Here is a 14,114-nt window from a genome sequence, read left to right on the forward strand (position 1 = left end):
TATAATACAAATGAAGTCCGATAAACCGGGCTTTCACGGCGCCGCCCGGCGGCAGGGCGGTTTTGCGGCAATTCTTCCCTTTGAATTCGTCCACAGAGCGGCCTCATTCCGGGCGTGGATTTTCCCCGTTTTCGGCATATTTTTCCGCGGATCATTTCACACAAAAAAGAAGTTCCGCGCCGCCATACTTCTTATTCAAAATGACTTTTCCAAAAAAATGCGCATTCTTGCGCATTTTTTATGAATCATGATAAAATAGTGATTTTTTTAACATTCAAACGCGTCTTTCGTGCATCTTTGCTGTTTTTTCGATATTTTTATGGTAATTGTGAACAAGAAATCGGCCGTTTGCTTTTTCGAGTTTCTTAATAAATAGGTAAAATTCTATTCATATTATCTATTTGACGGCGCGGAGCTTCGCTGATAAGATAGCCACCGGTACGATGGCAAAAGGATGCCACGACGAAATGACAAGAAAAGAGGAACGCAAGATGAAACGGAAGCTTAGCTTACTGCTGGCTATTATGATGCTGGCCGGCGTGCTTGCCGGATGCAGCCAGAAAGCCGCAGACGACAAAGGCACCACAGCAAAAACAGAAGGTTCTTCCGCAGCCAACAAAGATGTTTTCACTTATTCTTTAGGCGGCGATACGGGCAACACCCTCAACACCTTCACCGCAGACGACAGATGGAGCCTGATGACCTGCAACATGGTGGCTTCGCCCCTTTACAAGATCGATCAGGATGGCACTTTCCTGCCGGTTCTGGCCGAAAGCATGGAACCCTCGGCAGACGGCCTGACCTATACCCTGAAGCTGAAGGAAGGCCTGAAGTGGAGCGACGGCGAACCCTTCACCGCCGATGATGTGATCTTCACCTATGACGCCTATAACAAACAGAGCCCCGCCCTTTATGTGGAAGGCAAGCCCATCGCAATGGAAAAGAAAGACGACCTGACCGTTCTGTTCACGCTGCCTTCTCCTTCCGCAAGCGTTGTGGAAATGCTCTCGGCCGAAGTTTTCATGGCCCCCAAGCATATCTTCGACGGCAAAAACAGCTATGACATCAATATGCTGGAAGGCAAAGTGGTCGGCACCGGCCCCTATATGCTGGAAGAATATAAAACCGGCCAATATCTGAAATTCACCGCCAACCCGAATTATGCGGGCGGCGAAGCAAAGATCAAGACCGTTGTCTTCAAGATCATCCCCAACGCCGACACCGCTTCCCTCGCCATGCAGAATAAAGAAGTCGATGCCCTGGTGGCTCTGCCTTCTCAGCTGGCGCCCTTTAAAGATAACAAAGATTTCACCGTCACCAACTACAGCGAAGGCCGCGTGCCTTATTTAAGGCTCAACCGCATCTCTGACGCGATGCAGAACAAAGATTTCCGCACAGGCCTTTTCAAGGCGCTTGATCGCAAAGAGATCATGACCGCCGCTTACACCTCTGATGAATTCTATAAGCTGGGTTATTCTTTCCTGCCCGTTGTCAACTCTTATTACAGCGACGATGTTGAAAAATATGACAAAAACCTGGAAGAAGCCAAAAAACTGGTGGCCAACGGCCCCAAATCGGTAAAGCTTTGCTATGTGGCCGATGACGCGGCCCAGGAAAAGCAGGCGCTGACCATTCAGGCCGAACTGAAGCAGGTGGGCGTGACCGTTGAACTGGCCGGCGTAGATCAGGCCGCATGGATGGCCGCCGCCAACGACCACGAAAACAAAGATTATGATATGTATCTGGGCGGTTATGTCATGGGCATCGACCCCGACACCTTCGCCGCTCTGGTCGATTCTTCTTCCGACAACATGCTGAACTTCGATAACCCCGAGATCAACAAGCTGTTCGCCGCGGGCAAAGCCGAGCTTGACCCCGCCAAGCGCGCCGAGATCTATAAGCAGGCGCAGAAGATGGTTTCCGAAGAAGCGCTGTTCTATCCGTTCGGCACAAACATGAGATCTTTGGTGACCACCGCGAGAGTTTCGGGTGTGGAAGATGCCGGCCTCGTGCCCATCTATACCTTCCGCGATTTCTCTAAGCTGGAACTGAAATAACGAAACGGTGAAGAGGGGCGTTAAGCCCCTCTTTCCATCTTTCATCCGCCGCGGGGCAAAAACGCTTTCGCCGGCGAAATCTATCGAAACCGGTTTTTTAACGGAGGTAAGGCATGCTGAAATATATCCTCAAAAGAATTTTGCAGGCGATCCCGCTTCTTTTCGTCATCACGGCGCTCTGCTTTCTTTTAATCAATCTGGCGCCCTATGACGCGGTGGATGCCATCACCACCCCCGATATGTCCCGCGCCGAGATCGAACAGAAACGCGAAGATTACGGGCTGAACGACCCCATCTATGTGCAATATGGCAAGTGGCTTGAAAACATCTGCCATGGCGAATTCGGCAATTCGCTTTTATCGCACACCAGCATCAAATATGATCTCAAACAGCGCATCCCCGCCACCATCCAGCTGGTGCTGCCCGCTTATCTCACGGCTTTCTGCCTGGCCATCGTTCTGGGCCTTGTGGCGGGCAGCCACAAAAACAGGGCGGCCGATAAAATCATCGATGGGCTCAGCTCGGTGGGCATCGCGATGCCCACCTTCTGGCTGGCGCTGCTGATGATGTATTTTTTTAGCTATCGATTGAAAATTTTCCCGCTGATGGGGATGCACACCATCGGGCTTGAGCATTCGGTTTCCGATTATCTGAAGCATTTTGCCATGCCCTATATCGTTTTGACCATGGGCTTTCTGCCTGATCTCACCCGTTATGTGAGAGCTTCCACCATCGGCCAGCTGAAAGAGGATTACTGCCTTGTGCAGGAAGCTTTCGGCGCGAAAAAGGCGCAGATCCTTTTCGGCCATGTGCTGCGCAATGTTCTCACCCCGCTGGTGACAAAGCTGGGCATGGCTCTGCCCATGCTGGTGACGGGCGCCGTGATCACCGAAACCATTTTTGCCTGGCCGGGCATCGGGCCTTATTTCGTGAAGGCCATTCAAAGCCTTGATTACCCGATCGTGATGAGCATTCTGGTTTTATCGGGCACCTTAGTCATTTTGGGGAACCTGCTGTCGGATGTGATCTATTGCCTGACAGACCCCAGAATCAAAACCCAGGGATAGGGGAGAAGCACAATGAAAAAAGAAAAAGCAATCGGACAAAGCCGCCGCTGGGCGAACATGAAACACGAATTCCGCCACAACAAACAGGCGATCTTCGCCGCCGTTTTTGTTCTGACGGTGGTCATCATCAGCCTTTTGGTGGTGTTTGTAAAAGCCGACCCCGACGCCATCGATATGGGCAAAATGCTGCAGCCCGCCAGCGGCAAACACTGGCTGGGAACCGATGAGCTGGGGCGCGATTATCTGCTGCGCGTGATCTATGGCGGCCGCGTTTCGCTTCTGGTGGGCGTTCTGGCCATGTTCACCTCTGTGGTCATCGGCGTGGTGGTCGGCACGGTGGCCGGCTATTTCGGCGGATTCATCGACAGCCTGCTCATGCGCGCGGTGGATATTTTCACCGCCATCCCCTGGATCATCATGGTGACGGTGGTGGCGCTGCTGTTTAAAAAAGGGCTGGCTTCCATCATCATCGTGATCGGCTGCTTCAGCTGGATGGAGATCGCCCGCCTTGTGAGGGCGGAAACCCTTTCTTCCCGCGAGCGTGAATATGTGCAATATGCCAAATTCATCGGCATCCCTTCCATGGCCATCATCCGCAACCATGTGATCCCCACGGTGTTCCCCACCATCATCACGGCGGCCACCGCGGCCATCGCCAACGCCATCATGACGGAAAGCGCGCTGAGCTTTTTAAATCTGGGCGTTCAGCAGCCCATGTCTTCCTGGGGCAGCCTTTTGCAGACCGCACAGCAGAATTTGCAGCAGGCGCCGCTGATGGCGGTGGTTCCCGGCATTTTGATCATTCTCACGGTGTATTCCTTCAACAAGCTGGGGGATGTACTGAGAGTATTTGTTGAGCCAAGAATTACGGCAGGTGATAAATATGACGCATAATTTATTGGAAGTGGAAAACCTGGCCACGACCTTCCATTCCCGCGGGCAAAAGGTGCAGGCCGTGAGAGGCATCGACCTGCATGTGGAAGAGGGCGAAGTGCTGGGCATCGTGGGTGAATCGGGCAGCGGCAAAAGCGTGACGATGAAAACCGTGATGGGGCTTTTGCCCGAAAACGCCGCGGTGAGCAGCGATAAGCTGGTTTTCGGCGGCCGCGATCTGAAAACCATCAGCCGTGAAGACTATCGCAAGATCCGCGGCAAAGAAATGACCATGATCTTTCAAGACCCCATGACCGCCCTTGACCCGCTGAAAAAGATCGGCGGGCATCTGACAGAGGTGATCCTGCGCCATAGCGATTGTTCCAAAGCGGCGGCGCGGGCGCGGGCCATCGAGGTGCTGGGCATGGTGGGCATCCCCAACCCCGAAGAACGCATGGATCAATATCCCCATGAATTTTCGGGCGGCATGCGCCAAAGGGTGCTCATCGCCATGGCGCTGAGCTGCCACCCCAAGCTGCTCATCGCCGATGAGCCCACCACCGCGCTGGATGTGACCATTCAGGCGCAGATCCTCGATCTGCTGCGGGAGCTGAAAGAAAAAAGCCGCACTTCCATCGTGCTCATCACCCACGATATGGGGGTGGTGGCTTCCATCTGCTCGCGCATTATGATCATGTATGGCGGGCTGATCGCCGAAGAAGGGCTGGCCGAAGAAATTTTCTATCAGCCGAAGCACCCTTATACCAAGGCGCTGCTCAAAGCCATCCCTTCGGCCGACCGCAAAGAAGGTGAGCGGCTGGTTTCGATCCCGGGGCTTCCGCCTTCGCTGATCGAACCGCCCAAGGGATGCCCCTTTGCCGACCGCTGCACACAGGTCATGCCGCAATGCCGCACAGAGATGCCGAAAATGCGCGAGATCTCTCCCACGCATAAAGCCATGTGCCACTTCATCACAGAGGAATAGACGATATGGATGGAACGATACTGCTCAAAGCAGAACATTTGAAAAAATATTTCCCCGTGAGCCACTTTTTAGGCGGCGGCAAACGGATGCTCAAAGCGGTGGATGATGTTTCGCTGGAAATTTTCAAGGGCGAGACCTTCGGCCTGGTGGGCGAATCGGGATGCGGCAAATCGACCCTGGGCCGCTCGCTGATCCGCATGTATGACATCACCGGCGGCACCATCACCTATGACGGCGACGATATCTCGCTTTTGAAAGGCAAAAAGCTGGAAGATTACCACAAGCGCATGCAGATCATCTTTCAAGACCCTTATTCCGCGCTGAACCCCTATTGGAATGTGAAAGAAATTCTGCGCGAGCCTTTGCAAAAGGCCGGCATGAACGAAAAAGACCAGCTGGAACGCATGAAATATCTGCTGGGCAAAGTGGGCATGAAGCCGGAAGACCTGGAAAAATTCCCTTATGAATTCAGCGGCGGCCAGCGCCAGCGCATCGGCATCGCCCGCGCGCTTTCGGTGGATCCTGAGTTCGTGATGTGCGATGAACCCATTTCGGCGCTGGATGTTTCCATTCAGGCGCAGGTGGTCAATATGCTGGAAGATTTGCAGCAGGAAATGCATCTGACCTATCTTTTCGCCGCCCACGACCTTTCAATGGTGAAATATATCAGCCACCGCATCGGCGTGATGTATCTGGGCAACCTTGTGGAAGTGGCCCCCTGCGGCCCGCTTTACGAGCGCCCGCTGCATCCTTATACGCAGGCGCTGCTTTCGGCCATCCCCGTAGCCGACCCCCGCGCCGCCCAGGCTTCGGGCCGCATGATCTTGAAAGGCGAACTGCCCAGCCCCATGCATGTGCCCCAGGGCTGCCATTTTTCGCCGCGCTGCCCCTATGCCAACGAGCGCTGCAGGAAAGAAAAGCCCACGGCGCAGGAAGCGGAGACCGGCCACTGGGTCAGCTGTTTCCGCTATGCCGAAATCAACGGCTGAGCGCGGTTTTAAAAGCCAGAAACAGTTTCAGCGGGTGGCCTTTCGGCCACCCGCTTTTTTCGGATTTTATGTCTTTTTCATAAAAACCTGTCTTGCGAAACCCGCCGCAGGCGGCGTCTGCAATTTTCTTCGGCTGCTCTTTTTATTGTCGATTGGCCTGTTGCGAAAGCGGGAAGATTTCTGTAAAGCCGCTTTACGAAGGCGCCGCAGGTTGCTATAATAATGTTATTCATCAAACGGCGCCGCATAGGCGGGGGCTTTCGCCGCGCCCCGCCCATGGGTAAACTGCGCCTGGCGGGTTTGCCCCGCCGCAAAAGAAGGGATTTGGCCTGATGCTTCATAAAGAGCCCAATATTGAAGAAGATGTGCGGCTGACCGCCGCGCGCCTTGGGGATTACACACAGATCAAGGCCCACAGCGTTTTGAACGATGTGGAATTCGGCGATTTTTCCTATTGCGCAGGGTATAACCAAATCGATTATGCCATCATCGGCAAATTTTGTTCTTTTGCCACCAATGTGAGGATCAACCCCGGCAACCACCCCGCCTATACAAGGATCGCCCAGCATCATTTCACCTATCGAAGCGAGATGTTCGGGTTTGGCGAAGATGACAAAGCTTTTTTCGATTGGCGCAAAAACAGCCTTGTGACCATCGGCAATGATGTTTGGATCGGCCACAACGCAACCGTCATGCCCGGGGTGACCATCGGCAACGGTGCCGTGATCGGCACAGGCGCGGTGGTAACAAAAGATGTGGCCGCCTATTCGGTGGTGGCCGGTGTTCCCGCAAAGCTTATCAAAATGCGTTTTTCGGATGATTTGATCGAAAGGATCGAGCGATCGGCCTGGTGGGATTGGAGTTACGATGTTTTAAAACAGCGTCTGGCGGATTTCAGAGATTTTGATGCCTTTGTTCAAAAATATTTATAAACAGGCGCCCCGCCGCGGCAAAGCCCGCGGGCAGAAAGGATTTTTTGATTATGGCGAAACGCAAAAAAGATCTGGTCAACCAGATCATCAACGGGATAAGGGAAGATATGACCGATGAAGAAGTGCTGCATCTGCTTTTGCAGAACAAGGTTTCCAAAGGGGAACCTTCCACCTATACCTTTGGGCAGCGCGCGGCGGATCATATCGCCCAGTTTGCCGGCAGCTGGACTTTTATCTTCATCTTCGTGGGCGCTTTGATCTTTTGGATGATTTTGAATATTTTCTGGCTGGTGAAGGCCTTTGATCCCTATCCCTTCATTTTGCTCAATCTGGTGCTTTCCTGTGTGGCCGCCATCCAGGCTCCTCTGATCATGATGAGCCAGAACCGCCAGGAAGCCAAAGACCGCAGCCGCGCCGAAAACGATTATAAAGTGAATTTGAAAACCGAAATCGTCATCGAAGACCTTCACAGCAAGATGGATCTGATTTTAAAACAGCAGGCCGCCCTGCAAAAAGACATGGAGCGCCTGAAGGGCAAGCCCGAAACGCCGCCTGCCCAGCCGCCCGAGGCGCCGCTGAAATAATTCGCCGGTGCAGGAGGAATTTTTGATGAAAAACATCCGCGTTTGGACAAAGCAGCATGAAAACGCCGCCCGCCTTTTAGAAGAGACCGGCCGTTATTTCGGCCGCCGCGAATATGTGGGCATCGATCTGGGCGAAGACGCGCCTTTGGTTCTGGAAGCTTATAACTGGCTTGTGAGCCACGGCCCGCTTGCCCGCGCGCCAAAGCCGCCCGAGGCGGAATATCCCGTGTGGGTCTCTTTTCGCCATGAAGATACCATGCTCCACACCCCGCATACCGTGATTTTAGAGCTTTCTGTGGATCCTTCGCTGGTGACCGAGATCGATATCAACAAATGGGGAACCATCCTCAATTACGGCTATATCCCCGCCGATGAAAAAGACAGGCTGCGCCACCGCAGGCTGCTGGAAGATTACGGCGTCAGCGATACCAAAGCCTATATGTCGCAGTTTTATCCGCAGATCCGGCGCGAGATCATCGCCAGCTGGGATCGCCTGTTTGACCCTTCCGTTTCGCTGGGCAACGGGCAGACCTACGGCGTTTTATGGGAGGTGCGCAAAGAATGGGTGACCAACATCACCAGATGACCGTTTATTCCGCCCAGACAGAAACGGTTTTATCGGTTCTGATGCAGGAGGGCGTCTGCTTTTCACGGCGGCGGTATGTGGCCGAAAAATACGGCGAGAGCGCGCCGATTTTTTTGACCGCCTATGATTGGTTTGTAAAAGAGCTGAAAAACCGCCTGCCCATGCCAAGCGGCGCGGAATATCCCTATTGGGCCTTTCAGCAGCGTTACAGCGTGGAAGCTTCGGGCCTGCGCCATGTGCTTCGGCTCAATATCCCCATGGAAGAAGCCGTGTTTTTCGACCTTTATGATTGGAACAAGATTCTGCGCCTGAGCTATCTGGGCGAAACGCCCCAAGAGGAAGAAGCCTTCGCCCGGGCGCTGAAGCTTCGCGGCATCCGCAGCACCAACGAACTGCTTTTAACGAATTTTTATCCCGACCTCAAAGCCGAGATCCTCGGCAGCTGGCAGCGCCTGTTCCGCCACGACCGCGCCATCAAAGAAGGCAGCTCCCCTTTGACAAGCGTTCAGGCCGGGCTTTGGCAGCTGAAAAAAGAATGGCTGATTCCTTGAATTTTCCATTGATTCAGGAAAATTTTATGTTATGATAAAGGCAGCCGCCGAACGCCGCAAGCCCCAAAAGCCGACAGGCCAATGGGCCCTGCGCCACGCCGCAGGGCCGGCAACAGGCCGCCAAGGCCGGGCAAGCGCCACGCCGCGGAGCAGATAAGCGGCTGAAAACAACGCCGCAGGGCAGGTAAGCGCAGACCTTTTTTCGCCCGCTCTCCCGCGGAAGGATGCCGGGGCGACCTGCCTGCAAACATCGCTATTTGCTGTTTTGAGGCATTTCGCGGGCAAACAGCACTATTTTTAATTCCAAATAGTATTTTTATTTATTTGTAAAACGAATAGTTTTCAAAAACAAAGTTTTGGAAAAGGAGGAGATTTCTTCTATGATGGCCGAATTAGGCCCGGTGATCGCCCCGGGCATTCTCAATGCAATTCTTCTTCTTTTTCTTTATTGGCTTGTCAGCCGCAACCGCATTCTTTCCCCGCGCAGAACACAGCATTATAAAATAGCGCTGCTGCTGACGATTTTCATGCTTCTGGCCGAAAACCTGACGGTGGCGGCCGATGCGGGCGGGCCGGGCTGGCGGGTGGTGAACCTGCTTTGCAACACGCTTGGTTTCGCGTTTTCGCCCCTGCTGCCCATCGTGCTGGCATCGATCTATACCGAAAATTCCCGTGATTCTCTGGCGCTGCTTCTGCCGCAGGCTCTTGTGGCGGCGGCCGCGCTGATTTCGCCTTTCACGGGGTGGATCTTTTCGGTTTCGCCCGAAAATGTTTATCAGCGGGGGCCGTTTTTCTTCTTTTATGTGCTGAGCTATCTTTATAGCTTTGCCATTCTGATTTTCGCCACCATCCGCCAGACGAAGGGCTTTGGCAAGCCCGCGCGGCGCTTTTTTCTGGGCATCTGCGCGGTGATTTTGGCGGGCACGACCCTTCAGGTGATGGTGCCTTCCATCCACACCACCTGGCAAAGCGTCACCTGTATGCTGACGCTTTATTACCTCTTCCAGCGCGAGCTCCAGTTTCAATATGATGTTCTGACAGGGCTTCTCAACCGCGAAGCCTTTCAGCGCGAGTTCGACCGTTTGGCGGGCGTGCCTTCGGTTCTGGTGATGATTTTGGATGTTGACCGGTTCAAGCAGGTCAACGACCGTTACGGCCATCTGGCGGGCGACCGCTGTTTGCAGACCATGGCCAAGGTGTTAAAGGAAACGCTGGGCCCGCTGGGGCAGTGTTTCCGCATCGGCGGCGATGAATTCTGCGTGCTGGGGGCGGCCTGCACGGAAAGCCGCGTGGAAGAATGCGGCGCGGCCCTTCGGGCACGGCTGGCAGAGCTTCAAAAGCAAGACCCCACCCTGCCGAGCATCACCTGGGGTTATGCCATTACGCCCGGTTCGCTTCTGGAAGAAGGGTGGCAGAAAGCCGATCAGGCGCTTTATGCCGGCAAAGCCGCCAATGGCGGCCGCCGGCGGGGGGATTTACAAACAGAACAGGTTTAAAAAAACAGCCTGCTGCAAAATCGTGGTCGAGCCAAGATTCGACCCCGCAAGCCGCGTTGGGAAAGATCCCAGCGCCGTCTCTTGCGCGGGAACGGTCTTGATCGTTCCGTTTTGCGGCAGGCTTTTTCTATATATTTCTATTCTTTCAAAATCTTTAGGTTACGCAAAGGTTATCTTCAGCTTTCTTTGGTAATATGGCCATACTGACCGTTTTACACACAAAAACAGATCCATCACGCAAGAAGGAGTTGGCCATGAAAAAGCGATTTTTAACCGTTATTCTGCCGGCGGCGCTGGCCGGACTTTTCATCGGCATCGCGGGCCGATGGCTGAAGATCCCCCCCAAAACCTTTTTGACTTATTATTTCATTGCGGGCGCCGTTTTCATCGCCGCGCTGGTGATCTTGCAGTTTTTGCTTTTGAAGCATTATCAAAAAAAGATCCGCGCCGCCTGCGATCTGTTGGAAGGCGGCGAGCCGCAGGCCGCGTTAGACCGCTTCCGCTCGCTTTATGAAGGCGCCCGCGGCGCTTATCTGAAAACCTTGCTGGCTTTGGATGTCTGCGCCGCTTATTGCGACCTGAAACAATATGACCGCGCTTTGGAAATTTTGCAGCGGGATGAGAAGCATTGCCTGAAAGGCCTTTTGAAGCCGCTCTATTTCATGAACCTTTGCTTCTGCTATTTTTATCTGGGGCGCGAAGAAGAAGCGCTGGCCCTTTATGACCGTTATGAAAAAGACCTGCATGCCCTGTCGTTCCACCGGGAATTCGAGGCCAACACCTCGATCTTATCCGTTTATGTTTCGGTGGCCCGGGGCGAAACCGATCTGGCGCGGCCCAAGCTGGAACTGGCCAAACAGATCTGGCAGTCGCCGCGCTTTCAAGAGGATTACCGAAGATTGGAGGCGCTGATCCATGAAGCATAAAGCAAAATGGGCCCCGCCGCTGTTTTTGCTGGGCTGCGCGTTCTGCGGGGCGGGGGTCTTCCTTTTCAAAAAGCTTTACCGCATGAATTTAAAAGAATATACTTCCCACGCGCTTTATATGGCGGTTCTGGATGATGAGATCGCGCGAAAAGAGCTGAGCGGCGTTTCGGTGGCGGCCCAAAAGGTGGTTTTCCCCGCCCGCAGGCATTCGCTGCAATACCGCTATCATCTTTTCCTCGATTTGAATCAAGGCAAGACCGCCGAAACCCTGAAACAGGAAACCGCCGCGCTGGAACGGCGCCTTTCCGCCCTTGCGCCCACGGCAGGCGACCTGTCTGCTTCATCTGATTCCAAAGGAGTTCACTGATATGTTTCGACCCCTGCATCTGCTGGTTTTGGCGTTCACGCTGTTTTTTGTGCCGCGCTTCTGCCGGCAAATGGAACCGCAGCCCCGAAAAACCCAGGCGTTCCTTCGGTTTTCCGCCGTTTTGATGCTGTTTTTCGACCCGGCCTATTGGCTTTGGGAATGGCAGACCACGGGCAGGTTCCACCCCGCCACCTCGCTGCCCCTTTACCTGTGTTCGCTGTTCTGGATGCTGCTGCCCATTGCCGTGTTTTCGAAGCAGGGGCTCTGGAAGCGCATCGCGCTGGCAAACCTTTGCACCTTTGGCCTGATGGGCGGCGTTTTGGGGCTGGTTTTCAATGTTTACCTCAACCAATATCCCTTTTTCAGCTTTGTGCCCCTGCGCAGCCTGCTTTATCACTTTATGATGATTCTGGTTTCGGCGCTGCTTTGGAAAACCGAGCTTTACCGGCCCCGGCGCGGGGATGCTTTTCTCTGCTGGGTTCCCGTGGGCATGCTGCTGATCCCCTGCGCGATATTTTCCCGTTTGTATGGCTGGGATTACTGCTATCTCCACGGCGGGCAAGGCACCCCCCTGGCGCATTTAAGCGCTCTGCTTCCCCCGCCGTTCTACTTTCTCGTTTTATATGGCGGATTGGCTTTGGTCGTTTACGGCGTGTTTTTCCGCGCCGCAGACGCCGAAGACCGGCCCCGCCGGGCAGAAGAAGAAAGGATGCCTTATGAATCACTATAAATCATGGAGCGGGCTTGAAAAACAGCTTTCCAACAACCTTTGTCTGCCGCTGCGCCGGCGGGTGAGTTATTTTTTGACCCGCTATCACGATGTGCATAACGCCTATGGCCGCGCCGCCATCCGCTATGACGGCAAAGAACTGGTCACCTTTTCCTGGATCGAGCAATATCATCAGGAAAACGACCTGGCGCGCCTGGCCATGCAGGCCCCCGACCTGCCCTTTGAAGAGCTGGAAAACCTGATGAAGCCCAGCTGGGATGCGCTGTGCACCTATCACGAACAGGATTTTCTGGCCGCCGCGCTGGAATATCGCAGCATGAACATGCAGCAGGCGCTGGCTTCCGATAACTATATCATCCGCATTCTTGCGGTTTTAGATAAGCGCGTGGGCCGCCGCGCCCTTGCCCAGATCGCCGCATCCAAAGAATATGAGCACTACCCCGCCTGGGTCAGGCAGTTTTATGAGTTGCGCCTTTCTTTGGAAGAATAACCTTTCCGTTCGCTCATTTCTTTTCTCCCTCATCTCATAAAAAGCGAAAAGCTGCAGCCCGCCCACGGCAGGTTGCAGCTTTTCGTATGGATCACCGGCGTTAAAAAAGATCAAAGGGCCTTGCTCATGGCAATATGGGGGCAGTGTTCATCCAGATAAACCGAGCCATGGGCCTGATAACCCAGTTTTTCATAGAACTCTTTTGCCTGCATCTGAGCGGAAAGTTCCAGAAATTTCGCGCCCTTCATCTGGGCGAATTCTTCCAGACGGCGCACGACGAATTCACCCAGATGCCTGCCGCGCCAGGGCTTCATCACCGCGATGCGCCCCAGCAGATAGGTGCCGGGCCGGCCTTCTTTTTCATATAAGCGCCCGGTCGCCACGGGGCTGCCATCCAGATAGACCAGCAGATGCCAGGCGATGGGGTCGATTTCATCAAATTCTATTTGAAAACCTTGTTCTTTCATAAAAATTTCTTCGCGGATCGTTTTCGCCGCGGGGCAATTTTCCAGCCCGCGCTTGATCTCAAAGCTTTGCATAGGTTCGTTCCTTTCTTCCTTGCGTTTGCCATCCACAACGAGCTTATTATACCGCATCTGCCTCTGCTTTTGCAAGGCAGTGTGTTGAGGGGCGAAAGGTTTTTTCGCGGTCTTTCAAGCGGCGCGCCGTTTGCCGCGGGCTGCTCTTTTGTTTTGGGCGGCAAACTGTTATAATAAAAACAACAGCAAACCCTTGCCGAAAAGGAGATACAAAAGATGCCTTTTGAAAAAGAATTCATCGTTGTGCAAAGCGAATGTGATTTGAACAACAACATGACCATGGGCGCCATTTTAAGGCGGGCGCAGCAGATCAGCACCGACCACTGCGCGGCCCATGGCATTTTGCCCGAAACCTATGCCGCCACCCACACGGCTTTTCTGCTGGCCAAGGTTTCGGTTTTGCTCAAACGCCCCATCAGGGTTTATGAACGCCTGCGCATCGCCACCAAAACCACAGATGCCTACCACGCCGTTTACCGCCGCCTCACCACCCTGCATACCGCCGAGGGCGAGAGCGTGGCCGAAATCGAGGCGCACTGGGTTCTGGTGGATACCCTGACCAGGCATATCCTCAGAGAAGCCCCGCCCCAGCTGTCTTTTGATTTTTCAGAAGAGGTGAAACAGCGCCACAAGATGCGCCTGCCGCTGAATATCGAAACCGAAGTTTGGGGCAGGGTCACCGCCGCTTATTCCCAAACCGATATGAACCGCCATTTCAACAACGCCGCCTATGCCGATTGCATCTGCGACGCCATGCCGCCGGCGGAAATGGCCGCCACGCCCCTCACCCATCTTCTGCTTCATTATCACCGCGAGCTGCCCTATGGCGAAACGATGACCCTGCGGCGGGGTTCCTGCCCGGGCGGCGGTTATTATTTCTGCGGCGATGGCGATAACGGCCTTGTTTTTGAAGCGTTCTGCTCCGGCGGCCAATAACTGCCG

General features: G+C 54.1%; 16 protein-coding genes. 15 read left to right on the plus strand and 1 reads right to left on the minus strand.

Features of this window, described 5'->3' with window-relative positions:
• Positions 1 to 491 precede the first annotated feature (491 nt).
• From ACJA3I_RS01650 to ACJA3I_RS01715, 14 genes are all read left to right on the plus strand, one after another.
• Positions 492 to 2,057 (plus strand): ABC transporter substrate-binding protein, encoded by a 1,566-nt coding sequence (locus ACJA3I_RS01650; RefSeq protein ID WP_458863027.1) that lies wholly within the window; start codon positions 492 to 494, stop codon positions 2,055 to 2,057.
• Positions 2,058 to 2,170: 113 nt separating this feature from the next.
• Positions 2,171 to 3,124, plus strand: coding sequence for an ABC transporter permease (locus ACJA3I_RS01655; RefSeq protein ID WP_458863028.1), 954 nt, complete (start codon positions 2,171 to 2,173; stop codon positions 3,122 to 3,124).
• A gap of 12 nt (positions 3,125 to 3,136) precedes the next feature.
• A complete protein-coding gene (locus ACJA3I_RS01660) occupies positions 3,137 to 4,018 on the plus strand; it encodes an ABC transporter permease (protein WP_458863029.1) in 882 nt (293 codons plus the stop codon).
• On the plus strand, positions 4,008 to 4,982 hold the full coding sequence (locus ACJA3I_RS01665) for an ABC transporter ATP-binding protein (protein ID WP_458863030.1): 975 nt from the start codon (positions 4,008 to 4,010) through the stop codon (positions 4,980 to 4,982). The genes ACJA3I_RS01660 and ACJA3I_RS01665 overlap by 11 nt, the downstream gene beginning before the upstream one ends.
• Positions 4,983 to 4,987: 5 nt before the next feature.
• The gene (locus tag ACJA3I_RS01670) at positions 4,988 to 5,971 is read left to right on the plus strand and encodes an ABC transporter ATP-binding protein (RefSeq protein ID WP_458863031.1); all 984 of its coding nucleotides are present in this window, start codon (positions 4,988 to 4,990) and stop codon (positions 5,969 to 5,971) included.
• 332 nt (positions 5,972 to 6,303) lie between these two features.
• Positions 6,304 to 6,903, plus strand: a complete 600-nt coding sequence (locus tag ACJA3I_RS01675) for a DapH/DapD/GlmU-related protein (RefSeq protein ID WP_458863032.1) — start codon at positions 6,304 to 6,306, stop codon at positions 6,901 to 6,903.
• A gap of 50 nt (positions 6,904 to 6,953) precedes the next feature.
• Positions 6,954 to 7,487: a DUF1003 domain-containing protein gene (locus ACJA3I_RS01680; RefSeq protein WP_458863033.1), complete on the plus strand. Its 534-nt coding sequence runs from the start codon at positions 6,954 to 6,956 to the stop codon at positions 7,485 to 7,487.
• Positions 7,488 to 7,512: 25 nt separating this feature from the next.
• A complete protein-coding gene (locus ACJA3I_RS01685) occupies positions 7,513 to 8,073 on the plus strand; it encodes a DUF3841 domain-containing protein (RefSeq protein ID WP_458863034.1) in 561 nt (186 codons plus the stop codon).
• A complete protein-coding gene (locus ACJA3I_RS01690; protein ID WP_458863035.1) occupies positions 8,049 to 8,624 on the plus strand; it encodes a DUF3841 domain-containing protein in 576 nt (191 codons plus the stop codon). The genes ACJA3I_RS01685 and ACJA3I_RS01690 overlap by 25 nt, the downstream gene beginning before the upstream one ends.
• 380 nt (positions 8,625 to 9,004) lie before the next feature.
• Positions 9,005 to 10,120: a GGDEF domain-containing protein gene (locus ACJA3I_RS01695; RefSeq protein ID WP_458863036.1), complete on the plus strand. Its 1,116-nt coding sequence runs from the start codon at positions 9,005 to 9,007 to the stop codon at positions 10,118 to 10,120.
• A 254-nt stretch (positions 10,121 to 10,374) separates the two neighbouring features.
• Positions 10,375 to 11,046: a hypothetical protein gene (locus ACJA3I_RS01700; protein WP_458863037.1), complete on the plus strand. Its 672-nt coding sequence runs from the start codon at positions 10,375 to 10,377 to the stop codon at positions 11,044 to 11,046.
• On the plus strand, positions 11,036 to 11,413 hold the full coding sequence (locus ACJA3I_RS01705) for a hypothetical protein (RefSeq protein ID WP_458863038.1): 378 nt from the start codon (positions 11,036 to 11,038) through the stop codon (positions 11,411 to 11,413). Before ACJA3I_RS01700 ends, ACJA3I_RS01705 begins: the two co-directional genes overlap by 11 nt.
• A gap of 1 nt (position 11,414) precedes the next feature.
• Complete coding sequence (locus ACJA3I_RS01710) at positions 11,415 to 12,143, plus strand: TMEM164 family acyltransferase (protein ID WP_458863039.1); 729 nt, start codon at positions 11,415 to 11,417, stop codon at positions 12,141 to 12,143.
• Positions 12,130 to 12,633 carry an SF0329 family protein gene (locus ACJA3I_RS01715; protein ID WP_458863040.1) on the plus strand — a complete coding sequence of 168 codons (504 nt, stop codon included), beginning with the start codon at positions 12,130 to 12,132 and terminating at the stop codon, positions 12,631 to 12,633. The genes ACJA3I_RS01710 and ACJA3I_RS01715 overlap by 14 nt, the downstream gene beginning before the upstream one ends.
• 110 nt (positions 12,634 to 12,743) lie before the next feature.
• On the opposite strand, the gene ACJA3I_RS01720 is transcribed toward ACJA3I_RS01715, so the two are convergent.
• A complete protein-coding gene (locus ACJA3I_RS01720) occupies positions 12,744 to 13,229 on the minus strand; it encodes a GNAT family N-acetyltransferase (protein ID WP_458863041.1) in 486 nt (161 codons plus the stop codon).
• A 159-nt stretch (positions 13,230 to 13,388) separates the two neighbouring features.
• On the opposite strand from ACJA3I_RS01720, the gene ACJA3I_RS01725 reads away from it, so the two are divergent.
• Complete coding sequence (locus ACJA3I_RS01725) at positions 13,389 to 14,108, plus strand: acyl-[acyl-carrier-protein] thioesterase (protein ID WP_458863042.1); 720 nt, start codon at positions 13,389 to 13,391, stop codon at positions 14,106 to 14,108.
• Positions 14,109 to 14,114: the final 6 nt, after the last annotated feature.

The sequence above is a fragment of the Acidaminobacterium chupaoyuni genome, assembly GCF_047936785.1.
GTDB classification, from domain to species: domain Bacteria; phylum Bacillota; class Clostridia; order Oscillospirales; family Butyricicoccaceae; genus Acidaminobacterium; species Acidaminobacterium chupaoyuni.

Bases quoted from the DNA above. Each gene is read 5' to 3' on its own strand.
- ACJA3I_RS01650 (WP_458863027.1), top strand. From the start codon at position 492: ATGAAACGGAAGCTTAGCTTACTGCTGGCTATTATGATGCTGGCCGGC.
- ACJA3I_RS01655 (WP_458863028.1), top strand. From the start codon at position 2,171: ATGCTGAAATATATCCTCAAAAGAATTTTGCAGGCGATCCCGCTTCTT.
- ACJA3I_RS01660 (WP_458863029.1), top strand. From the start codon at position 3,137: ATGAAAAAAGAAAAAGCAATCGGACAAAGCCGCCGCTGGGCGAACATG.
- ACJA3I_RS01665 (WP_458863030.1), top strand. From the start codon at position 4,008: ATGACGCATAATTTATTGGAAGTGGAAAACCTGGCCACGACCTTCCAT.
- ACJA3I_RS01670 (WP_458863031.1), top strand. From the start codon at position 4,988: ATGGATGGAACGATACTGCTCAAAGCAGAACATTTGAAAAAATATTTC.
- ACJA3I_RS01675 (WP_458863032.1), top strand. From the start codon at position 6,304: ATGCTTCATAAAGAGCCCAATATTGAAGAAGATGTGCGGCTGACCGCC.
- ACJA3I_RS01680 (WP_458863033.1), top strand. From the start codon at position 6,954: ATGGCGAAACGCAAAAAAGATCTGGTCAACCAGATCATCAACGGGATA.
- ACJA3I_RS01685 (WP_458863034.1), top strand. From the start codon at position 7,513: ATGAAAAACATCCGCGTTTGGACAAAGCAGCATGAAAACGCCGCCCGC.
- ACJA3I_RS01690 (WP_458863035.1), top strand. From the start codon at position 8,049: ATGGGTGACCAACATCACCAGATGACCGTTTATTCCGCCCAGACAGAA.
- ACJA3I_RS01695 (WP_458863036.1), top strand. From the start codon at position 9,005: ATGATGGCCGAATTAGGCCCGGTGATCGCCCCGGGCATTCTCAATGCA.
- ACJA3I_RS01700 (WP_458863037.1), top strand. From the start codon at position 10,375: ATGAAAAAGCGATTTTTAACCGTTATTCTGCCGGCGGCGCTGGCCGGA.
- ACJA3I_RS01705 (WP_458863038.1), top strand. From the start codon at position 11,036: ATGAAGCATAAAGCAAAATGGGCCCCGCCGCTGTTTTTGCTGGGCTGC.
- ACJA3I_RS01710 (WP_458863039.1), top strand. From the start codon at position 11,415: ATGTTTCGACCCCTGCATCTGCTGGTTTTGGCGTTCACGCTGTTTTTT.
- ACJA3I_RS01715 (WP_458863040.1), top strand. From the start codon at position 12,130: ATGAATCACTATAAATCATGGAGCGGGCTTGAAAAACAGCTTTCCAAC.
- ACJA3I_RS01720 (WP_458863041.1), bottom strand. From the start codon at position 13,229: ATGCGGTATAATAAGCTCGTTGTGGATGGCAAACGCAAGGAAGAAAGG.
- ACJA3I_RS01725 (WP_458863042.1), top strand. From the start codon at position 13,389: ATGCCTTTTGAAAAAGAATTCATCGTTGTGCAAAGCGAATGTGATTTG.